The sequence below is a fragment of the Enterobacter sp. JBIWA003 genome (assembly GCF_019968825.1).
Lineage (GTDB): Bacteria > Pseudomonadota > Gammaproteobacteria > Enterobacterales > Enterobacteriaceae > Enterobacter > Enterobacter quasiroggenkampii.
Map to the genome: position 1 here is coordinate 4,342,165 of NZ_CP074170.1, position 18,899 is coordinate 4,361,063.

General features: G+C 55.3%; 19 protein-coding genes, 1 tRNA gene and 1 pseudogene. 9 read left to right on the forward strand and 12 right to left on the reverse strand.

Translation table 11 applies throughout. The features are described from left to right. Positions 1-3 precede the first annotated feature (3 nt). From ureE to ureG, 4 genes are read left to right on the forward strand one after another with little or no spacing between them, the layout of a single operon-like run. Entirely contained in the window at positions 4-468 is a 465-nt protein-coding gene (gene ureE / locus KGP25_RS21000; RefSeq protein ID WP_223540591.1) for an urease accessory protein UreE, read from the forward strand. A 9-nt stretch (positions 469-477) separates the two neighbouring features. Continuing rightward, positions 478-1,017: a HupE/UreJ family protein gene (locus KGP25_RS21005; protein WP_023619349.1), complete on the forward strand. Its 540-nt coding sequence runs from the start codon at positions 478-480 to the stop codon at positions 1,015-1,017. Then, positions 1,017-1,691 (forward strand): urease accessory protein UreF, encoded by a 675-nt coding sequence (locus KGP25_RS21010; RefSeq protein ID WP_024906474.1) that lies wholly within the window; start codon positions 1,017-1,019, stop codon positions 1,689-1,691. The genes KGP25_RS21005 and KGP25_RS21010 overlap by 1 nt, the downstream gene beginning before the upstream one ends. 9 nt (positions 1,692-1,700) lie before the next feature. Then, entirely contained in the window at positions 1,701-2,318 is a 618-nt protein-coding gene (ureG, locus tag KGP25_RS21015; RefSeq protein WP_008503187.1) for an urease accessory protein UreG, read from the forward strand. 85 nt (positions 2,319-2,403) lie between these two features. On the opposite strand, the gene tsaD is transcribed toward ureG, so the two are convergent. Continuing rightward, positions 2,404-3,417 (reverse strand): tRNA (adenosine(37)-N6)-threonylcarbamoyltransferase complex transferase subunit TsaD, encoded by a 1,014-nt coding sequence (gene tsaD / locus KGP25_RS21020; RefSeq protein ID WP_045909996.1) that lies wholly within the window; start codon positions 3,415-3,417, stop codon positions 2,404-2,406. A 236-nt stretch (positions 3,418-3,653) separates the two neighbouring features. On the opposite strand from tsaD, the gene rpsU reads away from it, so the two are divergent. From rpsU to rpoD, 3 genes are all read left to right on the forward strand, one after another. Then, the gene (gene rpsU / locus KGP25_RS21025; protein ID WP_001144069.1) at positions 3,654-3,869 is read left to right on the forward strand and encodes a 30S ribosomal protein S21; all 216 of its coding nucleotides are present in this window, start codon (positions 3,654-3,656) and stop codon (positions 3,867-3,869) included. A gap of 114 nt (positions 3,870-3,983) precedes the next feature. Then, positions 3,984-5,729: a DNA primase gene (gene dnaG / locus KGP25_RS21030; protein ID WP_048028960.1), complete on the forward strand. Its 1,746-nt coding sequence runs from the start codon at positions 3,984-3,986 to the stop codon at positions 5,727-5,729. A gap of 274 nt (positions 5,730-6,003) precedes the next feature. Next, complete coding sequence (gene rpoD / locus KGP25_RS21035) at positions 6,004-7,851, forward strand: RNA polymerase sigma factor RpoD (protein WP_223539580.1); 1,848 nt, start codon at positions 6,004-6,006, stop codon at positions 7,849-7,851. A 438-nt stretch (positions 7,852-8,289) separates the two neighbouring features. On the opposite strand, the gene mug is transcribed toward rpoD, so the two are convergent. Next, the gene (mug, locus tag KGP25_RS21040) at positions 8,290-8,796 is read right to left on the reverse strand and encodes a G/U mismatch-specific DNA glycosylase (protein ID WP_008503183.1); all 507 of its coding nucleotides are present in this window, start codon (positions 8,794-8,796) and stop codon (positions 8,290-8,292) included. 124 nt (positions 8,797-8,920) lie between these two features. On the opposite strand from mug, the gene KGP25_RS21045 reads away from it, so the two are divergent. Both KGP25_RS21045 and KGP25_RS21050 read left to right on the forward strand, forming a co-directional pair. Then, positions 8,921-8,996, forward strand: a tRNA-Ile gene (locus tag KGP25_RS21045). Positions 8,997-9,159: 163 nt separating this feature from the next. Beyond that, positions 9,160-9,294, forward strand: a pseudogene (locus tag KGP25_RS21050) (site-specific integrase); the annotation flags it as partial. Between the two features lie 518 nt (positions 9,295-9,812). Here KGP25_RS21050 and KGP25_RS21060 read toward each other — a convergent pair. The 10 genes from KGP25_RS21060 to KGP25_RS21105 all read right to left on the reverse strand — a co-directional run bounded on the left by KGP25_RS21060 (position 9,813) and on the right by KGP25_RS21105 (position 18,889). Beyond that, the gene (locus KGP25_RS21060) at positions 9,813-10,013 is read right to left on the reverse strand and encodes an ogr/Delta-like zinc finger family protein (protein ID WP_053076393.1); all 201 of its coding nucleotides are present in this window, start codon (positions 10,011-10,013) and stop codon (positions 9,813-9,815) included. Between the two features lie 67 nt (positions 10,014-10,080). Next, positions 10,081-11,235, reverse strand: coding sequence for a phage late control D family protein (locus KGP25_RS21065; protein ID WP_063622452.1), 1,155 nt, complete (start codon positions 11,233-11,235; stop codon positions 10,081-10,083). Further along, positions 11,232-11,696, reverse strand: a complete 465-nt coding sequence (locus KGP25_RS21070) for a phage tail protein (protein ID WP_045910024.1) — start codon at positions 11,694-11,696, stop codon at positions 11,232-11,234. Before KGP25_RS21070 ends, KGP25_RS21065 begins: the two co-directional genes overlap by 4 nt. An 11-nt stretch (positions 11,697-11,707) precedes the next feature. Next, complete coding sequence (locus tag KGP25_RS21075; RefSeq protein ID WP_223539581.1) at positions 11,708-13,969, reverse strand: phage tail tape measure protein; 2,262 nt, start codon at positions 13,967-13,969, stop codon at positions 11,708-11,710. Next, the gene (locus KGP25_RS21080) at positions 13,962-14,081 is read right to left on the reverse strand and encodes a GpE family phage tail protein (protein ID WP_023616176.1); all 120 of its coding nucleotides are present in this window, start codon (positions 14,079-14,081) and stop codon (positions 13,962-13,964) included. Before KGP25_RS21080 ends, KGP25_RS21075 begins: the two co-directional genes overlap by 8 nt. A 32-nt stretch (positions 14,082-14,113) precedes the next feature. Next, positions 14,114-14,416, reverse strand: coding sequence for a phage tail assembly protein (locus KGP25_RS21085; RefSeq protein WP_023616177.1), 303 nt, complete (start codon positions 14,414-14,416; stop codon positions 14,114-14,116). A gap of 56 nt (positions 14,417-14,472) precedes the next feature. Then, on the reverse strand, positions 14,473-14,991 hold the full coding sequence (locus KGP25_RS21090) for a phage major tail tube protein (RefSeq protein ID WP_045910027.1): 519 nt from the start codon (positions 14,989-14,991) through the stop codon (positions 14,473-14,475). Between the two features lie 11 nt (positions 14,992-15,002). Beyond that, entirely contained in the window at positions 15,003-16,190 is a 1,188-nt protein-coding gene (locus tag KGP25_RS21095) for a phage tail sheath protein (protein WP_023616179.1), read from the reverse strand. A gap of 387 nt (positions 16,191-16,577) precedes the next feature. Continuing rightward, on the reverse strand, positions 16,578-17,015 hold the full coding sequence (locus tag KGP25_RS21100; protein ID WP_223539582.1) for a tail fiber assembly protein: 438 nt from the start codon (positions 17,013-17,015) through the stop codon (positions 16,578-16,580). A 2-nt stretch (positions 17,016-17,017) separates the two neighbouring features. Continuing rightward, on the reverse strand, positions 17,018-18,889 hold the full coding sequence (locus tag KGP25_RS21105; protein WP_223539583.1) for a phage tail protein: 1,872 nt from the start codon (positions 18,887-18,889) through the stop codon (positions 17,018-17,020). Positions 18,890-18,899: the final 10 nt, after the last annotated feature.

The window sequence follows — 18,899 nt, forward strand, 5'->3', positions numbered from 1 at the left end:
ATGATGATTTATCTGACCCAACGCCTGGACCATGCGCATCAGACTACCGCCAGCGTCACGCTGCCGATTGACGTGCGGGTGAAAAGCCGCGCCCGCGTGGCGCTTAACGACGGCCGCGAAGCCGGGCTGATGCTGCCGCGCGGCCTGCTGCTGCGCGGGAGCGACCTGCTGACCACCGACGACGGCAGTGAAGTGATCGAAGTGATCGCCGCACCTGAGTCAGTCTCCGTGGTGCGCTGCGCCGATCCGTTCCTGCTCGCCCGCGCCTGCTACCACCTGGGCAACCGCCACGTGCCGCTGCAGGTCATGCCCGGCGAGCTGCGCTATCACCACGATCACGTTCTCGACGACATGCTGCGCCAGTTTGGGCTGGAGGTAACCTACGCCAGCCTGCCGTTTGAACCGGAAGCGGGCGCGTACGCCAGCGATGCCCACAGCCATAGCCACGCTCATACCCATTCACATTAAGGATCCATCATGCGCAAGTTACTCCCCCTGTTACTGCTGGCCTTTTCCGTTCCCGCGCTCGCGCATCCCGGCCACGGCGCCGACAGCTTTCAGGCCGGTTTTTTCCACCCGCTGACCGGGCTCGATCATCTCCTGATGCTGACCGGTGCAGGCGTGCTGTCGGCGCTGAGCGGCCGCAAGCTCCTGCTGCCGTTTGCCACCCTCGGGATGATGCTTGTCGGTGCCGTTGCGGGCAGTCTGCTCGGCGGCTTTAGCGGCATGGAGATGCTGATTATCGCCTCGCTGGCGGTCAGCGGCGTGATGATGTTTAAAACCGAAAATCGCCTGCTGCTGGCGGTGCCTGCCCTGGCGATGTTCCACGGCTGGGCGCACGGCGTGGAGATGTCCGGCCATAACTTCTGGCTCTTCACCAGCGGGTTTATGTTCGCCAGCGCCACGGTGCTGTGCGCCAGTTTCGCCGCAGGATTGCTGCTGCGCCGTCACGACGGGCTGCGTAAAACCTTTGGCGGCGGGCTGATTGTTTCCGCCCTGCTGGCGCTGATGAGCTGATGGAGCACGCCCGCCAGAGGCTGCGCCTGATGCAGCTCTCCAGCAGCAGCCTGCCGGTCGGGTCGTTTACCTGGTCGCAGGGGCTGGAGTGGGCCGTTGAGGCGGGCTGGGTCACGGACGCCGACGCCTTTAAACGCTGGCAGATCCAGCAGATGGAGCAGAGCTTTTTCTGCGTCGATCTGCCGCTGTTTCACCGTCTCTGTCAGGCCTGCGATAGGCACGATCTGGCAACGGCCAGACGCTGGACGGCATACCTGCTCGCCTGTCGGGAAACGCGCGAGCTGCGCGAAGAAGAACGCAACCGCGGAGCGGCCTTTACGCGCCTGATTAAAAGCTGGGAGCCGGACTGCCCGGCAGAATGGCTGGCGCTGTGCAGGCAAAGCCAGCTGTGCGGCATGGCGTGGCTCGGCGTGCGATGGGGCATTGACGTGCGCGAGCTGGCGCTGAGCCTGGGATACAGCTGGATTGAGAGCGCGGTCATGGCGGGCGTCAAGCTGGTGCCGTTTGGGCAGCAGGCCGCGCAGCAGCTGATTATCGAACTGAGCGACCATTTTGCCGCCGGGCTTGAACAGGCCTTTTTACGTCGCGACGACGCGCTGGGGGCAGCAACGCCGCTGTCCGCCATCGCCTCTGCGCGCCACGAAACCCAATATTCACGACTATTCCGTTCCTGAGGAGTCAACATGGCTGATTACAAACATCCCCTGCGCGTGGGCGTGGGTGGCCCGGTAGGGTCGGGTAAAACCGCGCTGCTGGAAGCGCTCTGCAAGGCGATGCGCGATACCTACCATCTTGCGGTGGTAACCAACGATATCTACACCAAAGAGGATCAGCGCATCCTGACCGAAGCGGGCGCGCTGGCGCCGGAGCGCATTGTGGGCGTGGAGACCGGCGGCTGCCCGCATACCGCCATCCGCGAAGATGCCTCAATGAACCTGGCGGCGGTGGAAGCGCTCAGCGAGAAATTCGGTAATCTGGATCTGATCTTCGTGGAAAGCGGCGGGGACAACCTCAGCGCGACGTTCAGCCCGGAGCTGGCGGATCTGACCATCTACGTGATCGACGTGGCCGAAGGGGAAAAAATTCCGCGCAAGGGCGGGCCGGGGATCACCAAATCCGATTTTCTGGTGATCAACAAAACCGATCTCGCGCCGTACGTCGGCGCCTCGCTGGAGGTGATGGAGCGCGATACCAACCGCATGCGCGGCGAGCGTCCATGGACCTTTACCAACCTGAAGGCGGGGGACGGCCTGGGGACGATTATTGCGTTTCTGGAAGAGAAAGGGATGCTGCGGGTGTAGTGCGGTTTGTTGCCCGGTGGCGCTGCGCTTACCGGGCCTACAAAACCGTAGGCCGGGCAAACGAAGTGCCGCCCGGCAAAAAAACTCACGCCTCAGGCAGTTCCGCCAGCGGCCAGCGCGGACGCACGGACACGCTCAGGTCAGACGTTGCGCCAGCGTTCAGGCGCACCATCCCGGCGTAGGCGATCATCGCCCCGTTATCGGTGCAGAATTCCGGACGCGCGTAGAACACTTCTCCGCGACGCTTTTGCATCATCTCGGCGAGCTTCGCGCGCAGCGTGCGATTGGCGCTGACGCCGCCCGCCATCACCAGACGCTTGAAGCCGGTCTGATCCAGCGCGCGCTTGCACTTGATCATCAGCGTATCCACCACTGCATCTTCAAACGCGCGGGCGATATCGGCGCGGGTCTGATCGCTGTCGTCGTTATTGCGGATCGTGTTGGCCGCGAAGGTTTTCAGCCCGGAGAAGCTGAAGTCCAGCCCCGGACGGTCGGTCATCGGACGCGGGAAGACAAAGCGCCCTTCCGTTCCCTGCGCCGCCATTTTGGACAGCATCGGGCCGCCTGGGTAATCGAGTCCCAGCAGCTTGGCGGTTTTGTCGAACGCTTCACCGGCGGCGTCGTCGATCGACTCGCCCAGCAGCTCGTACTTGCCAATGCCCGTCACGCTAATCAACTGCGTATGGCCGCCGGAGACCAGCAGCGCCACAAACGGGAATTCAGGCGGATTCTCTTCCAGCATCGGCGCCAGAAGGTGCCCTTCCATATGGTGAACCGGGATGGCCGGCACGTCCCACGCGAAGGCCAGCGAACGGCCAACGGTCGCGCCGACCAGCAGCGCACCGACCAGGCCCGGACCGGCGGTATAGGCCACGGCATCAATATCGGTTGAACTTAACCCGGCCTCTTTCAGCGCCGCCTGGATCAGGGGAACCGTTTTACGCACGTGGTCACGAGAGGCCAGTTCAGGCACGACGCCGCCGTAGTCAGCGTGCAATTTCACCTGACTATACAGTTGGTTGGCCAGAAGCCCTTTTTCGTCGTCGTAAATGGCGATGCCGGTTTCATCGCAGGATGTTTCAATACCCAGTACACGCATGACTTGTTTTACCTCGTTTCAATACCGCGCAGTGTAGAGCCTGGGCGGGTTGATGTAAAACTTTGTTCGCCCCAGGAAGAAGGCTCGTGTATACTCCTCACCCTTATTAAAGTCCCTTTCAAAATCGCATCGGTGCTTTACAAAGCAGCAGCATTTGCAGTAAAATTCCGCACCATTTTGAAATAAGCTGGCGTTGATGCCAGCGGCAAACCGAATTTATTAAAGGTGAGAGTTACATGCCGGTAATTAAAGTACGTGAAAACGAGCCGTTCGACGTAGCACTGCGTCGCTTCAAACGTTCATGCGAGAAAGCAGGTGTTCTGGCTGAAGTTCGTCGTCGTGAGTTTTATGAAAAACCAACGACCGAACGTAAGCGCGCTAAAGCTTCCGCTGTGAAACGTCACGCGAAGAAACTGGCTCGCGAAAACGCACGCCGTACTCGTCTGTACTAATTGGTTGAGGGCCTCAGCCCTCAATTGACAGACAGAGTAATAGTCGTAAGGCCGTGCTTCCGGAAGGAATGCGCGGCTTGTTTTCGTTTATAAGTCGCTTAAATTTTGGGGCATATGGCCGGAAGAATCCCACGCGTTTTCATCAATGACCTGCTCGCCAGAACCGACATCGTCGATCTCATCGACGCGCGGGTAAAGCTGAAAAAGCAGGGCAAGAATTATCATGCGTGCTGTCCGTTCCATAACGAAAAAACCCCCTCCTTCACCGTAAACGGTGAAAAGCAGTTTTACCATTGCTTCGGCTGTGGTGCTCACGGTAATGCCGTTGATTTTTTAATGAACTACGACAAGCTCGAGTTCGTTGAAACCGTCGAAGAGCTGGCGGCAATGCATAACCTTGAAGTGCCGTATGAAGCAGGCAGTGGGCCAAGTCAGATCGAGCGCCATCAACGGCAAACGCTGTATCAACTGATGGATGGCCTGAATTCGTTTTACCAACAGTCTCTTAAGCACTCTGCGGCTGAGCCTGCGCGTCAGTATCTGAACAAGCGCGGACTGAGCGACGATGTCATTGCGCGTTTCGCTATTGGCTACGCCCCGCCCGGCTGGGACAACGTGTTAAAGCGTTTTGGCGGCAATAGCGAAGATCGTAAATCTCTCATCGATGCAGGCATGCTGGTCACCAACGACCAGGGACGAAGCTACGACCGCTTCCGCGAACGGGTGATGTTCCCAATCCGCGACAAGCGAGGCCGGGTAATTGGTTTTGGTGGTCGCGTGCTGGGTGATGCCCTGCCGAAGTACCTCAACTCCCCGGAAACCGATATTTTCCATAAGGGCCGCCAGCTTTACGGTCTTTATGAGGCGCAGCAGGATAACGCGGAACCTCCGCGTCTTCTGGTCGTCGAAGGCTATATGGACGTCGTTGCGCTGGCGCAGTACGACATCAACTACGCGGTGGCGTCGTTAGGAACGTCCACGACAGCGGATCACATTCAGCTGCTGTTCCGCGTGACCAACAACGTGATTTGTTGTTACGACGGAGACCGCGCCGGACGCGATGCCGCCTGGCGCGCGCTGGAAACCGCGCTACCCTATATGACCGACGGGCGTCAGCTGCGCTTTATGTTCCTGCCCGATGGTGAAGACCCGGATACGCTGGTGCGTAAAGAGGGTAAAGCGGCGTTTGAAGCGCGGATGGAGCAGGCTCAGCCGCTCTCCACGTTTTTGTTTAACAGCCTGATGCCGCAGGTCGATTTGAGTACCCCTGACGGGCGCGCGCAGCTCAGCACGCTGGCGCTGCCGTTAATCAGTCAGGTGCCCGGCGAAACGCTGCGCATCTACCTGCGTCAGGAGCTAGGCAACAAGCTCGGCATTCTGGATGACAGCCAGCTTGAACGTTTAATGCCTAAACAGGCTGAAAACGGCACGGTTCGCCCCGCGCCTCAGCTAAAACGCACAACCATGCGTATACTGATAGGGTTACTGGTCCAAAACCCCGAGCTGGCGCCACAGGTGCCGTCGCTGGCGGGTTTGAACCACGAAAAATTGCCCGGACTTGGCTTATTTTCAGAACTGGTCAACACGTGTTTGTCTCAGCCAGGTCTGACCACCGGACAACTTTTAGAGCATTATCGCGGCACAAAAGAGGCCGCTACCCTTGAAAAATTGTCGATGTGGGACGATATAGCAGATAAGGACATTGCAGAAAAAACGTTCACCGACTCACTCAACCATATGTTTGATTCGATGCTTGAGCTGCGCCAGGAAGAGTTGATAGCTCGCGAGCGCACACACGGTTTAAGCAGCGAAGAACGCCGGGAGCTCTGGATGATTAACCAGGAACTGGCAAGAAAATAAGTGAAAGACAAAATCATTCGCGTTGTATCAAGGCAGCAAGCGAACGAAGTCCTGGGAGTGTACATAAGTACATGATCAGGATGAGAGAACGCAGCTAACGCAGAGACAACGTGAAGGATGAAGTATTTAACGGCTTAAGTGCCGAATATCGATCGGGAAGCCCCCGGCAGCCGCACTGAGAGGCAGCGGCAAAAATATAAGTACGCCCTCGCTTTAAAGGTTGGCAGCCCCATCGCCGACACCAATCAAACGAATTAAGTGTGGATACCGTCTTATGGAGCAAAACCCGCAGTCACAGCTGAAACTTCTTGTCCAACGTGGTAAGGAGCAAGGCTATCTGACCTATGCCGAGGTCAATGACCATCTGTCGGAAGATATCGTCGATTCAGATCAAATCGAAGACATCATCCAAATGATCAATGACATGGGCATTCAGGTGATGGAAGAAGCACCGGATGCCGATGATCTGTTGCTGGCTGAAACCTCCAACAACACTGACGAAGATGCGGAAGAAGCTGCTGCACAGGTACTGTCCAGCGTGGAATCTGAAATCGGGCGTACCACTGACCCGGTCCGCATGTACATGCGCGAAATGGGTACCGTTGAACTGTTGACCCGCGAAGGCGAAATTGACATCGCAAAACGCATCGAAGACGGGATCAACCAGGTTCAGTGCTCTGTTGCCGAGTACCCGGAAGCGATCACCTATCTGCTGGAGCAGTACGATCGCGTTGAAGCGGAAGAAGCGCGCCTGTCTGACCTGATCACCGGTTTTGTCGACCCGAACGCTGAAGAAGATATGGCGCCTACCGCCACTCACGTCGGTTCTGAGCTGTCTCAGGAAGAGATGGATGACGACGAAGACGAAGATGAGGAGGAGAGCGACGACGACACCGCGGACGATGACAACAGCATCGACCCGGAGCTGGCGCGCGAGAAGTTTGCCGAGCTGCGTACCCAGTACGAAGTGACGCGTGACACCATCAAAGCGAAAGGCCGCAGCCACGCTGCCGCTCAGGAAGAGATCCTGAAGCTGTCTGAAGTGTTCAAACAGTTCCGCCTGGTGCCAAAACAGTTCGACTACCTGGTGAACAGCATGCGCGTGATGATGGATCGCGTACGCACCCAGGAACGTATCATCATGAAGCTGTGCGTTGAGCAGTGCAAAATGCCGAAGAAGAACTTCATCACCCTCTTCACCGGCAACGAAACCAGCGAAACCTGGTTCAACGCGGCTATTGCGATGAACAAGCCGTGGTCTGAAAAACTGCACGACGTGAAAGAAGACGTGTATCGCGGCCTGCAGAAGCTGCAGCAGATTGAAGAAGAGACCGGCCTGACCATCGAGCAGGTCAAAGACATCAACCGTCGCATGTCCATCGGTGAAGCGAAAGCCCGCCGTGCGAAGAAAGAGATGGTTGAAGCGAACTTGCGTCTGGTTATCTCTATCGCCAAGAAATACACCAACCGTGGTCTGCAGTTCCTGGATCTGATTCAGGAAGGCAACATCGGTCTGATGAAAGCGGTAGACAAGTTTGAATACCGTCGTGGTTACAAGTTCTCTACCTACGCAACCTGGTGGATCCGTCAGGCTATCACCCGCTCTATCGCGGATCAGGCGCGCACCATCCGTATTCCGGTGCATATGATTGAGACTATCAACAAGCTCAACCGTATTTCCCGCCAGATGCTGCAGGAGATGGGCCGCGAGCCGACGCCAGAAGAGCTGGCCGAACGCATGCTGATGCCGGAAGACAAAATCCGTAAAGTGCTGAAGATCGCCAAAGAGCCAATCTCCATGGAAACACCAATCGGTGATGATGAAGATTCGCATCTGGGTGATTTCATCGAGGATACCACCCTCGAGCTGCCGCTGGACTCTGCCACCACCGAGAGCCTGCGTGCCGCAACGCACGACGTCCTGGCTGGCCTGACCGCCCGTGAAGCGAAAGTCCTGCGTATGCGTTTCGGTATCGATATGAACACCGACCACACGCTGGAAGAAGTGGGTAAACAGTTCGACGTGACCCGCGAACGTATCCGTCAGATCGAAGCGAAGGCGCTGCGTAAGCTGCGTCATCCAAGCCGCTCTGAAGTACTGCGTAGCTTCCTGGACGACTAACCTGTCCTGACCGTGAAAAAGCTCCCAATCGGGAGCTTTTTTTTTGTTTATTCCCTCTCCCTTTGGACTGTGGGCTCCCCAGTAATTTATAAGCAGAAGCAATAACCTTGTTTCAGAACGAGTGAAGACTTTCAGCGATGCTCTGGTCCGGCTGTAAATCGCTGAGGCGTTTCCTGCAGGCCGGGGCGAGGCGCATGGATGCGCCGAGAGGGCGGGTCGCCAGGGTGGTGGCGACTGAGCCATCCTGGCACGTTCACAGGTCATGTCGTGACAGAGTAGCAAGGAACATAAAGTGAACGGAATGACCACCACGGCCGTATATTCCCCTCACCCTAACCCTCTCCCCGGAGGGGCGAGGGGACTGTTCCGTGCTGCCATAACGTTGTGGGGATCCCTCAGTCATGTGGGGAGAGGGTGAGGGCATCAGGCCGCAGAGGCTTAAAGCCCCCGCACCATCAGCGCCTCATCCAGCTCCCGATACGCCTCTACCAGCTTGTCCAGCGTCGCCCTGTTGAGCCCGCTCGGGTTCGGCAACACCCACACCTGCGTCACGCCAATCATGATGCTCTGCTTACCCCACTTAGCCCCGCGCTGGCTAAATGCTTGCTCGTAGGCCTGCTTGCCGAGGATCGCCAGCGCGGCAGGCTGGTAGTCTTCAATCTTCTTCACCAGCTCCCGCCCGCCGCTGCGCAGTTCATGCAGGTTGACCTCGCTTGCCTGCACCGTCGGCCGCTCGACCAGCATGGTTATGCCGCAGCGCGTGTCCAGCAGGTGCTGCTCCTCTTCAGGCTTGAGTAACCTGTCGGTAAACCCGGCCTGATAGATCACCTTCCAGAAGCGATTGCCCGGATGGGCAAAGTGAAAACCGGTGTGCGCCGAGGACTTGCCCGGGTTAATTCCGCAGAACACCACCCGCAGGCCAGGGGCCAGAATATCGTTGATCATCTTTACTCCCGCTGATACATCGTTATGGAAGTATAAAGGATTGATTATGCGTTGTTTATAAAAACAGCAGGCAGGTGTGAATGGCTGGATTGCTGCGGGGAGTTACTTTATAATTCACCGCCACGGCCCCTTAGCTCAGTGGTTAGAGCAGGCGACTCATAATCGCTTGGTCGCTGGTTCAAGTCCAGCAGGGGCCACCAAATTTTAGCAGTAAATACATACAGTTAGGCCACTCTCCCGAGTGGCCTTTTTGTTTATTCAAATCCCATTGGCAGCAAAATGGCAGCAGGAGTTTCATAAAAAACACGCCAGCAGCGGACCAGTACGAAAGTTGTTGATGCGCCACCTTCGGATGTAGAGGTTATGATGCTCGGAGGCAATATCCTTGTACTCCAGCGTATTCCCGGACACACTGATATTAAGGTAACGATGCGCTATGCTCACTTTACACCTTGTCACCTGAACGAAGCGACATTGCTCAACCCACTAACACTTTGATAAGCCGTTATTTTTAGAAGACAAGCTATGGAATGGGATACATTATTAGTATTGATCTGTGTACTTCTTTGCGGATTGTGGATGATTTTTCATTCAGCAAAAGCTCTTAGAAGTGGGGTCTTCGTCGGTTGGTATAAAGGCACATATGAAAATTACTACATCTACCGATCCGAAACACCTATCTACTTCTACTGGTATAACACTGTGTTTTCGCTGTTCGGCTCCTTTATGATTGGTTTAGCCCTCTACCTCTTAAATGGCGATTATCATTTTTTATAGGCATCGTTGTCAGCAAAATGGCAGCAGATCTATTCACTATGCTTTCATATTTAACATTATTCGATGCAAAAAAACCATTAAAAAAACAGAGTAAATCATTGACTTATAAGCCTTTAAAATGGGGCTAAGAATTGCCAGGTCGCTGGTCCAAGTCCAGCAGGGGCCACCAAATTTTAGCTTTAGAATCATATAATTAAGCCACTCGATTGAGTGGCTTTTTTATTGTTTTTTTGAACCCGCTAACCTTGGCTCAGCGAAGCCGTCTGGACACCTCCAGAGGCACCAGGGGTCGCAATCAGACGCTCTACGGACTCCATCGTCACGAACGTACAGCTGCAGTCAACATTTGTGCACTGGTGATAGCGCTCTTTGGTATTTTCACTTAAATAGCGACTGGTACGCGCATGCGCTGAATGCTTGCACTTAGGACAATGAAACATGTACCCCTCCACTTAATTCACATTTTGTGAATCAATAATACCCAAAATAAAACCAATAGCAACTACATTACTCACTATCAACAGTAAATTTTTCGTCGCTGACGTTCAGCTCAAGCTTAAGCTGCGTGGTAAATCCGCTATCGTTGAGGGTATGCACCACTTCGCTGATGATCCACGCCTGCTCGTCGATGACGCGTTTAAAACCGTTTACCAGCACCGGCGTTTCGGGGAACAGATCGGCGCGTCCCAGGGCAAGCTGGATGGAAAACTCTACGGTTCCCCGCTGAAGCGCGCGCCACTTAGCCTCTGCGGCCCTGAGCGCCTGCTCTTCAGAGGCATAGACCGTGGTGAGCTCAAATACGTTTTCCGCCGATCCCACCAGCCTCTCTTGCGGCTTCTGCTCCTTGCCTCCTGTTTCCGCTACTGGTGCGACGGCATCCGGGTGCTGCAGTGCTTCTGTCGGCTGCCCCCCTGATTGACGTGAAATACTCAATTGAGGATTTTGTTGCTTTGGGTCGCGCGTTTGCAGCCATTTGGCCGTCACGCCGGAATAATTTTCACGGTCAGCGACGGAAAAAAGGTGCTTATCACCATCCCCACGCTCAATCATCATTAAGGGAATCGGCGTGCCGCTGGCCGTCACGGCCTGGCCCGCTTTCATAAAGATAATCTTCCCGGCTTTGATTGAAACAAATGCTCCATTACGTTCAGCAAGGCGGGAGAGGAACGCCGCGTCTGTCTCCTGAGACTGGTCAATATGAGAGATGGCGATGGATGCAAGCCCCGACGCGACGCTGGCGGTCAACTGGTTACGCTGAGCGATGGTATCGACTATCGCGCCAATCGTCGTGTCATGCCACGACTGTTCGCGCCGCACGTTTAGCTTTCCACGAAAATCTGCGCTGAATCCCCGGATGGTCAGCGTGTCCGGCGCGCCCCGGAATTGAATCGCATCAATCGTAAAGTCCCCTTTCTCCTCAAGCGGGGTTCCCTCCCATCCCAGCCATAAGGAGAGCCTTGCCCCCCGGGCCGGCAAGTCTAGTAGCCCGTCGGAATCATCCAGTTGAATATCCAGCTGATCGGCTTCCAGCCCACGTTTGTCGATCATGCTCAGACTGATAAGACGGTGGCTGAAATTCTGTGTGACATCGCGATCGTCAAGCTTAAGCATAAAATCAGGGGCGATTTTCCCACCCGCTCGGATATTCATTTCGGTGATCATCCCACCAGCCCTCCAATGCTATTACGTGCGCTCGTCACCAGCTCTTCGGCCTGGGTTCTCAGATCGCCAAACATCGTCACCAGCGATTCGTCCACGCGTTTCAGTTCCAGCGTAAAATTAATTTTTCGGGCAGTACCGTCACTGTAAAAATCCGAATGCGTATGCGTGACTTTCTCAATGATAAACATGCCGTGAATGATGCCGGTACCGTCTATCAACGGCCATGCCCGCCCCTCATTCGCCATCAGCTCGACCGCCTTAAGGGAAAGCCGCCCTCCCGTGAGTTCCGGGTAAAGCAGTCCGGAGAGGGTAAAAGATGTCTCGCCTTCGCCAAGGTACTGCCAGGCTTTAGGTTTCCCGATCCGATCGTTGGACGCCCAGCGGTAATCCTTTGTAAACTGCATTGTCTGATAGGGTAAGGTTCGTCGTTCAAAGACAAACAGACCCAGCACCATTAACATTTTATCTCTCCTCAACCATACATTAAGCTGGATTGCTGCCGTCTCGCTTTATCACGCTCACTGTTCTCGATTTCCTCCCGGATTTGACGCGTCAGATCCGTTGCGGAGGCCGCACTCCCCTGCAGTGTGATGTGATATTCGCTTTTACTCTGATCGACGTAAGAGCGTCCTCCCGGCACGAGGGTTGGCTGATACCCCTGGCCGCCGCCAGAGATCCCCGCCACCGGAATGGACGCACTGCCCGCAGGAGAAGATGCCGTGTCTGCTTTTGCCGCCGCGGCGTCGAGATGACCCGACTCGTTTTTGATCAGTCCGAGTTTCTCCAGCAGCCAGCTGGCCTTACCGCTCAGGCTGTTAAAGAGATTAAGCGGTGCCATTAGCGCATCCCCCAGCGCCTGACCAAAAATCACGCCAGCGTTTTTACAGCTATCCAGCGTTTCCTGCGTCGCCTTAATCGGCGCAATCAAATCGGTGAACCACTGCCAGATCCCGCCCAGTTTTTCTGAGATAAAACCAAACGCCTGTAAGAGCGGAGAGAACAACTCGCCCAGCGGTGCGAAGACTGCAGACAGTCCCTCAATCACCCCGCCAAAGAAGGCGCTGATGGGCTCCCAGTATTTGAAAATCAGCAAGGCTCCGGCGGCAATCGCCGCGCCAAGGGCTATCACCGGCCAGCTAAGGGCGCCCAGCACCGTCATGACGGCACCGCCCACCACGCTGAATACCGTTCCTAACATCCCGGCCGCGGTAATAACCATATTGATGCCCGTCAAAACCGGACCAATAACCGTGCCTACGCCACCCAGTACCCCAGCAAACGCCTGCGCGCCGACAACAATGCTGGCAAGGGTCTGCGTCAGCTCAGGGTTGGCATTCACCCACAGGGAGGCCGTGCCAAGCCAGCCGGTTGCGGTTGTTATCAGGTTGCGCAAAGCGCCATCTGCTTTATCAAATACGTCAATCTTCAGCCCGCTCCACGCGGCCTGGAATTTGCTGATATCGCCGTCAAGATTGTCGGTCTGCACGGAAGCCACGAGCGCGGCACTGCCTGTTGCCCCCTGCAACTGCTGGCGTTTTTTATCAAGCGCGCCGTTACCCGCGGCTGAACGCAGTGCATCCGGAGCCTGTGGCTGTCGCAGCATCGCGCTGAGCGCGTCCCCGGCGGCGGCACCGTTCATTCCCTTTTCCGTCAGAACGCCAAGCTGCGCGATTGTCTCTTCAAGACCCATACCGGTCGCATCCGCAGCGGGCGCAGCGGAGGTGACGGCCGCCGCCATCTCAACGAGACTGGTGTTCGAAGAGGTAAACCCGCGGGTAAGTAAATCTGCGATGCGTCCCGCATCCGTATCGGTCAGGTTATAGGCGGCCTGCGTGCTGGCGATCATATCGGCCGCTTTAGCCGCGTCGACATTCCCCGCCAGGCTGAGGTTAACCGTGGGTACAGTGGCAGCAATAACCCCATCGGCGTCGTAGCCTGAACGAGCCAGTTCGGTTTGTGCACGGACGACCGTATCTGCGGGGACTCCGGTCCTGGCACTGACCTCCCGCGCCTGCTGACGAATGGCCTCAAGCCGGGCGTCGCCCTTCTCCAGACCAAGGCTTGCCTGAATAGTCGATATCTGTTTTTCAAAACTGATGCCAGGCGCCATAAACCGGGACGTCTGATCAAAGCCCGCTTTGGCCATGCCCACGCCCGCATTAGCCAGCTGATGCACCCGCGCGGCAGCGCGTTTGCCTGACTCGTAGCGATTCTGAACGGTACTCAGCTGCGCCTGCTGCTGATTGACGCGGGCCAGCGCATCCCGCTGTCGGTTAAGCTGCTGCGTTTTTTCGCCGATCTGACTTTTTAAACGACGCTCATCCGACGAAAGCGTTCGCGTGTTGATTCCCGCCTGAGCGAGTTCAGTCCGCTGACGCTGTACCGAGTAACGTAAGCTGTTGTACTCAAGCTTGAGGTTGGCTGCCGATTTTCGGGCTGCGGACAGCGCATCAGCCTGTGCCTGAGTAGGATTTTGTGTGTTTTTAAACTGCAACGCCAGCGCCGCCGCCTGCTGTTTCGCCTGAGCAAGCGACTGCTCCGTCGTGGCGAGCTGGGCATTTGCTTTTCTGAAGCCGTTAATGCGCCCCGCCTGCTCGTCGAGCGCCCCCAGCGCCGTCTGCGAATCATGGATATCGCTCGCGAGAGTCTGGCTGGCGTTCTGGAGAGCGTTAAGCGGTCGGCTTGCACGATCAACTGCCTTAAGCAACTCCTGAAGACTGACATTATTACTCATGGTGGTTTCCGCTTCGCTGCAGCGCTTTTTCGCGCCATAAGAGGAGTTCGGTCACGCTAAGGGAGTACAGCTCTGACGGCGGCCAGTGAAAAATCACCGCGATATCCGCCATCAGATCGTCGACCGACAGATTTTCGGGAAATCTCAGCGAGCCGAAGCCGGTGACAAAAAACCGATCACCTTACCGGCAAAAGAGAGCAGATCGCAGGCATCCAGACGCGCAACTTCATGCTCGGTCAGAGCCGGCGAGGTCATTCGCGGCAGCACCTTGATCAGCGCATCAACGTCGGATTGCGCCAGCGAGGCCAGCGAGATCCCACGCAGAGTCCCGGCATTCGGTTTGGAGACCGTCACCTGTTCAATTTTTTGCTCGCCGCGCAGAACGGGACTATCAAGCGTGACAATGTATGAGCTGTTGTTCATGGCGTTCTCGTTGCTATTTTCCATTTCATTACTCTTCTGAAAGTTAGCTTACCGGCCGGCTATCCCGGCCGGTTAAAGGGTTACAGGCCGATGGCCTTACGGTGTTCAGCCAGACGATCGACGCCGTCGACTTTCAGCACCATGTTGATGATGTCGATCTCGATGATCTCTTTGCCATCAATGGTCAGCTGGTAGTACGCGCACTCGGTGGACATCTTGGTGGTGCCGCTTTCGCCCTGCTTGTTCTCGCCGCCATCAAACTCTTTATGACGGCCGCGCATGACGATTTCGACGGCGGAGATTTCGCCGGTATCATCACGCTGGAAAGAGCCGGTAAAGCGCAGCGGCACGCTGTCCGCGCCTGGAGAGGCGTACTGCGCCCACAGCGCGGCGTCCGGCAGACCGCCAACGGTCCACTCCAGCGCCAGGGCATCATCGTCCAGACCGAGATCGACAGAGACCGAGCCCGGCATACCGCCGCCACGATACTTCTCCAGCTTGCGGGTAAGCTTCGGTAGAGTTACAGACTCAACAACGCCCATATAGCTCAGGCCATCGTTGAACATATTCAGGTACTTAAGTTTGCGTGGTAACGCCATGCTTCAGCTCCTTAGCTATTAACCGAATCTGACAGGTCTGCCAGATAGGTATCGGTGATGCGCTGGCGCAGGGTCAGATTTTCCAGCGGCGGGACAGGGGTGTAGTCGTAATCGATATACAGTTTCCCCGCTTTCAGGGTGGTTGCGTCGTTAGACTCAGGGTCATACCAGCAGGAGCCGTCGACGATATAGCCGTTGGTTTTCAGCTCGCGGAACTTGGCATTAATACCGGAAACGATGTCGCGGATAAGCGTTGGCGTGATGGGTTTATCCATCGCCCACGCGTGCGCTTCCGCCATGGTATCGGCCAGCACCTGCGCGGTACGGGTGTAGTTTTCAAAGACGAATAACGGGTCGTCAGAGCAGGTACGGTTACCCCAGAATTTGAAGCCGTCGTTGCGAATCAGCGTGGTGACGCCCGCCTGGTTAAGCAGGTTCGCATCGGTAGCCTGTTCCTGCAGATCCCAGGAGACAGAAGCGCTTACGCCGGTGACGCCGTTGACGCCAACGTTTGACAGGGTTTTATGCCAGCCGATGGTCTGGTCGATTTTGGCGCGCAGGCCAAGCGCGCGAGCGGTTGCCCAGGCCGTCGTCGTTGCGTTCGTGGTGGTATCCCATGCCAGAAAATCAGGGTGGATAACCATCAGCTCGCGCTGGCTGAAGTTTTTGCGGTAGTCGATCGCCTCAGAAATGGTTTTACATTCCCATGCGCTGACATAGCCGAACGCGCGCAGGCTCTGGCACATCGCGGCCAGCGCGGTTGCCACTTCCTGAGAATCCAGCCCCGGCACGCCGAGAATACGTGGCTTAACGCCGGTTACCGTTTTCGCCGTGAGAAGCGCCTTCAGGCCGGTATATTTACCGTTTTCATCGGTGGTACCGATGATGTTGGAAACGGTCTGTTTGCGCGCCTCTTCCGGGGTTTCAGCGGTGCCTTCAGCCACGCGAACAACAACGACAACCGGTTTACACTGGTCAGCAATCGCCTGCAGAGAAGCGGACAGCGTCCCCGCCTTGCCAGCTTTCGCAATCGCAGTTTGCACGTTGGTAATGAGCACGGGCTCGTTTAAAGGAAATGTCTTGTCGTCAGCATCGCTGGCCGTACAGACCATACCGATGATTGCCGTCGAGACGGTGGAAATGGTGCGGGTGCCATCGTTGATTTCGATAACTTCCACGCCGTGGTGATAGTCGCCCATCCGGTTAACTCCTTCGTTTAGTGGTGAGGCTATTTTCTCTTGGGCGAAGGAGGTATGAAACGTAATGCCGTTGGAGGTAGGGCAGCACAACATAGAGTGAGTGGTTGACCCGCGCGGGAAAGGTGACTGAGCGTTTTGAGCGATCAATCATAAGTAATTGATCGTCGATTACCATTATTAATGAGTGAATATTATCGATATCGTTGCGCCATTAACGAGGTAATAACGATTTTACTCTGGTTAGCTGGCGGTCTGACTGCATGATGAATTTTTGGTTATTACTGGCTCAAATTTTTTATCGGTAATAAAACAGAAAAATATGAGTGATGCCCCTATAAATAAGAAATAGCCCGCGTGATGCGGGCCTTTTCTTTATAATAAGACAGTTTAAACAGATATCCACTCAGGAGTTTTAGGCCAGTCTGGTACACTGAGGTCAACCCCCGTCAGTTCAACAACGTATTTTTTCAGTTCTTCCAGTTGTGTTTTTTCTTCCTCGGTAGCCATCCCCAAATCAACTGCAGACTGCAGCGGAAAAGCGCTTACCGCCGCCTCGCGTTGCCTGCTCAATAGCTCTCTGCGATTAGCCGCGAGGATTTCTTCTGGTGCCCTGACCGGTGCGGCTACAGTGACCCACTCCATCTGTTTGCTCTCGACGTTGTAACTGGGGGCGCAGTTAACGGGAGCGGCGCCGACAAATTTTTCATGCTCTGAATCACGGACCCGGACAAGGTCATCCGGCAGAGCGTTAACAGACTTGTAATAGCGCAAACTTTTAATCGGATAAAAGCCGCGCGTTTTATTGCTGAATAACTGACTATGCATAACTAATATCCTGTTACCACAAAAGAGAAATAGCCGCTCATATTTCGCGAGTGAAGAGAGAAAGCACTTGCACTTAAAGGGTTAGCTGTCCAGTAAGAATCTTTGTCATTTCCCCCTGTTCCGCTGAAAGAGCCACCTATTGCGAGGATTCCGTTAGGAAAAGCAGCCGGAAGATAAACAGTGACATCCGGGTTGGAATTGGAGTTGGAAGCAACCCCGCCAATACACTGCATGAACACCTGACCGTTGCCGTGACGGTAATAGGCGGAGCTGTTTCCGGTGGTGGTCGACCCTGACTGGTTCGGTGGTGGGTTGTTCGAAGAATAAACCCTTACCTGCCCGCCGGATTCAAACACCCCTTGACCCGCAACGATATTGCCTCCGCTGTTAATTTGCCCAGCAGCAAAAATTGAGTCACCGCTATAAAGCCGTTGGGGTGCATTGAATGTTCCGTTTGCATCAAAAGAATACAGGGCACCACTGCCAGAATCCCCAATGATATGAACGACTGCGGAACCAAAATCATTTTTACCCGATCGTAATATGCCAAAACTAACAGAAGCGCCATATCCATGACCACTCGTTACAGACGTTCCTTTCACGATCGGAAGGTATACCGAATTATCTTTAGCGGTAGTGTATCCACCAACAAAAAACGGTGCTGAGCCATTCGTATATTGATGTGCAAATGCCCCACCTCCCTGCCAGTATTCCGGCTTAGTGGCGTAATACTTTGCACCATCGAGATAATCAACGCTTCCCCCGTAGTTTGTGAGAACTTTCGTCCAGCTCCCCCAGTATCCGTTATCTCCATTTAAGGTACGGAATTTTAGTTGTTTACCACCATCACTATAAGACGCAGCATATTGCACCCGATAGTTACCACCCAGTCCTCCCACATCAAGAATTGTCGCCTCATAGCCAGGTGAATAGGCAGCACTGGCATAACAGAAACTTACGGAATTAGCAGGAAGACCGCTTGCGTCTTTAATCTCTCTGCTCGCTTCAGCAGCAACAGACCGTATAGCAAGCGCACCACCGTTAACCACCACGCGCCCGGGCGTGATGTCGTCACGACTTTCCTGGGCATTTTTACCAGCAGCAGTACCCAGACTGTTTTTCAGTTTTATGAGATCATCACTGACAGTCTTCACAGACTTTGGTGTGGCCGCAAGCGTCTCTGAAGCACTATCGGTCGCACTGCTAAGCTGAACAATCCCCTTTTGTCCGGTAGTCGCATCCTGAGCCGTATACTTACCACGGGCAAAGTCGTAGGCAGCCTTAACCGCTTTCGGCGTTGCGGCCAGCGTTTCAGACACACTATCAGTCGCACTACTGAGCTGCGTAAATCCTTTAGCCGTTAGCGTGGCATCGGGATGACGGCGAGACTGCTCATGCTCTTCAAGCTTCTCATCAACGTACTCCTGGGTCGCCATCACCGTAGACGTATCTATCGAGAGCTCGACCGAGGCGATATCACTGACCATGATCACCATTCTCACGGTCTGTGCACGGCCCGATCCCTCCTCCAGTAATGGTTTGTAACTTTCCGCCATGTTGCCGACGGCAATCAGCGTACCGGTGTCATCGTAAAGCCCCATCTCACGCATCCAGAAACCACCCGCTTCGGGAGGAATGAGAAGCTCCGCGATTACATAGTTAAGCTTTTTATTGTCCTGGCTAATTTTATTCAGCCCATGGCGCCAGACTTCATTAACCAGCTTCGTCTGCCCGGCATCAGGAACCGGCAATGTGCCGCCACCGTCACCCACGGCCATCGCCGTAAAATTGACTTTCTTGCCGTTCGGGACGGTCGCGGCAGCCAGTTTTTCGGCACCGGCTTTGGTGATAACCGTTTTATATTTCACTGTCATTGTGCTCTCA